This is a genomic window from Mesorhizobium sp. M7A.F.Ca.MR.362.00.0.0, from assembly GCF_004023175.1.
Classification (GTDB): Bacteria; Pseudomonadota; Alphaproteobacteria; order Rhizobiales; family Rhizobiaceae; genus Mesorhizobium.
Map to the genome: position 1 here is coordinate 1,092 of NZ_RZTF01000494.1, position 3,042 is coordinate 4,133.

Below are 3,042 nucleotides of genomic sequence, written 5' to 3' on the forward strand. Positions count from 1 at the left end.
CCTTTCCGAAGCGGTGTGGCTTTGGCGCCAGGAATCCTCGTCGCGAGGCCCCAATATGATTGGGCCGGCGGCCGCGGCGACTTCGGAAAATGCCTCCGCCACGGTGGCCTCATGAAGCGGGCGCAGCGAGGGAATGTCCGCATAGTGTCGAGCGGCAATCTCGGGCGTATGCCCGACCGCAAAGCGGGCCATATGACCCTCGGTCTTCAGATACCAGATCGCCTTGTGGGTTTTGCGCAATCGCGAAAGAACGAGCCGAAGAGGCTGGCCATCGTCATCGACGATCCCATGGCTTCCGGTCCATTGGTCGACGCGTTCATGCGGATGATCGACACCTGCGCGGAGTTGCTTCCGGCCGGTATAGTAATAGAGCCAAAGGCAATCGCTTGGGACGAACTGCCTCGTAAAGGCCGTCACCTCGATCAGCTTGCGAACGAGACCACCCGGTGTTCCGATCCCGCCGTCACGCACACGAATATGTTTGTGCTCAGCACCTCGGGCGCGTCGCTTGATATAGGCTATGTCGATGGTTCCAGGTCCGGGTTCTGGAGGCAGTCGATCGTCAAAGCCTTGCAACATTCTATCTCCAGGCCGGTCTCCAGTGACAGGAAGGTCAGAAGCGGTGGAATGTCGGTGGCCCGCAGATGATGACGACCGTGGATGTCTTCGGCCAAGGTTGAGACAGGTAGACCGCGACGTCCCCTCATGAAGTACAAGCGATGGAAGCTCTGTCCCCGCTGCTGAGCGCGCCCGAGGCCACGATCCTGTCGTTCGCTTCGTCGGTCACTCTGCGAAGATTGGAGTCGCCCTCATCATCATCGAGCGACTTCCCGATGCGTCTGAAGATCTTGCCGATGTCGGCGCGGGCCGCATCGCGAAGCTGCCTTGCGACGTACGGACTGTAGGCGTCGCGCGGTTGCGATCGGCCGGCGGATTGTGTGCTGGTATAACTTAGCCGACGCCGTACCCCTTCATCGAGAAGGCCAGGTTGGTCGGCATCAATCGAGCGCAAGGCGAGAATAGCCTTGGCAAGAATGATGTGCCGGTAGATAGGCTTCATCCCGCCGGCTTCGAGGAAATCCTCATATCCGTCGATATCGTCAGCGCGCAGATCGGCGGGCGTTTTTGCCTTCGAGTGCTCGCGCAGATACGCGAAGAACCTAAGACATGCATTTAAATGCCCCTTGATGGTACTCCGCGCCCCCAGCGAACCACCAAGCTCCGCCTGCCGGCGAAGAGCACCGGCAAATGCGATGGCGAGAGGTCGCGGATGCAGGCCGGTAAGGTCAACGTCGATGCTCCCGCCATAGCGCGCCTCGATGTTGAAGCGCAGACCGAGGACCGGATCGCGGGCGTGTGCGGTAGCAATGGCATCGGCTGGTGCAAAACGGACTGGAGCTCCCTTGCGCGGCCGCCCCGTCATAATGAAGTCTCCGATGGAAGCAGTGCGAGCAGTTCCTCGACCGCAGCATCGACGGTATCCGCGCGTGTCGCGATGTGGTCGAGGTAGATGTAGGTCGTTGCTAGACTGGCATGACCAAGGAGCCGTTGGACTTGCTGAAGAGGATCGCCGAGAACTTGCCGGTATCCCTCCATCGGTCCGGCAGGCAACGCCGCATCACGGAGGCGATGCTGAATGAGCATCGCCAGCATATGAACTGCAAAGGAATGGCGGAGCTGATGCGGACTGATGTTGACGTCGAAGCCGAAGGATCTGCACCGCGCGGAAGCACGGGCGAAGATGACTTCCCAGGAGTTCGGCTGTACCGGCAAGCCGACCTCCGAGAGCCATAATACCGCCGGTTCGCTAGGTGTGCCGTCGTCGTTGCAGACAATGATCCGGCCGCGTTCCTCGGGGCTGAGCAGGTCAAGCGCGATGTCGCCGCCGTCACGCAGTCGTAGCCGGTAATTGCTCCGCTCCCGGTGTACGAGGATCGGGCGGTCAAGTGATTGCCACCCCGAACGGCGCTGAAACTTTGCAATAGCATGGGAGCGCTCGACAGCGATATAGGCGCATCTGCTCGAGCAGCCGAGCGGGAACGAGTATCTGGCGACCACGATCGCCCTTGGTCAAAGCATCGGGCAGCTCGAGCCAGACCTGACGGCATGGCGGCTGACCAACGACAGCAAGATCGGATGCGAAGAGAAATGAAGCTTCCTCCAGCCGGAGGCCCGTCGTAACCAGGAGATCTGAAAACAGCGCATTGCGAATGCCGTTGCGATCTCGGGCGCCAGGGCGCGTTCCGCCACCAGGCAGTAGCCCTCTCAAGCCAAGATCCCGAAATCTCCGGTAGTCGTCGAGTGTGACGAAGCTGACATCCGCGCGGCGCGCGGCAGGTTCATACGCATCGTTGCGAGCCGAGATCCGCGCTCGCCGGCCAGTATACCCTTGCCTCCACACGGACCGATGCGTGAACGGCGCTTCCGCAATGAGACGCTCCTGGGCGCCCCATCGATACACACGGTCGAGGCAGGCGACGGCACGATTCCAGGAAGCAGCAGAGATGCGTTGGCCGGCCTCCGCACGGCGCCGAACTCGGTGATAGGCAAGGACGTCATGCCGACCCGCCTGCCATACCGTCTTGGCGCAGGCTTCCGAAAGAAAACGGACCCAGACAAGAACGTCATAGCCATAGGCACGAAGAGAATGGTGGGAACGAACGCCGTTGAGAGGCAGGTCGCGGAAGAAGCGATCCAGATCAGGATCGTAGAGTGCCCCATCCCTAAGGATCATGGGAACGTGTGCGCATCAAGCCCGTCAGCCGATCGGCGCTCCTGAATGGTGATGTTCGAAACCGGCGCTACATTGTCCACAAGTTGTTCAACGTTCCCCCGGACCCCCATCCGGGAGCCAGCATCAACGAAGGAGTTCAACTTGCCCGGCGCTATCCAGGCCGGCCTCCGCCAGCTATGTGGGAGCGCTGCGGCCGGCCTGGACAACGCCTCCGTCAGTCCTGTTGCATCGACGCCAGCAAGACACGGAGAGTCGGTGCAGACTGTCAAGATAATGCCACGAGCTCTTCGTGGGCCCGAAACTCGCGA

At 61.0% G+C, this 3,042-nt stretch carries 3 protein-coding genes and 1 pseudogene; all 4 read right to left on the reverse strand.

Features of this window, described 5'->3' with window-relative positions; translation table 11 throughout:
- Window positions 1-579 (reverse strand): annotated as a pseudogene (locus EOC06_RS44180) (hypothetical protein); the annotation flags it as partial.
- Between the two features lie 124 nt (window positions 580-703).
- On the reverse strand, window positions 704-1,423 hold the full coding sequence (locus EOC06_RS44185; RefSeq protein WP_245330047.1) for a hypothetical protein: 720 nt from the start codon (window positions 1,421-1,423) through the stop codon (window positions 704-706).
- Window positions 1,420-2,058 carry a hypothetical protein gene (locus EOC06_RS45045; protein WP_306462372.1) on the reverse strand — a complete coding sequence of 213 codons (639 nt, stop codon included), beginning with the start codon at window positions 2,056-2,058 and terminating at the stop codon, window positions 1,420-1,422. The genes EOC06_RS44185 and EOC06_RS45045 overlap by 4 nt, the downstream gene beginning before the upstream one ends.
- Window positions 1,943-2,734, reverse strand: a complete 792-nt coding sequence (locus EOC06_RS45050) for a site-specific integrase (RefSeq protein WP_245330048.1) — start codon at window positions 2,732-2,734, stop codon at window positions 1,943-1,945. Before EOC06_RS45050 ends, EOC06_RS45045 begins: the two co-directional genes overlap by 116 nt.
- Window positions 2,735-3,042 lie beyond the last annotated feature (308 nt).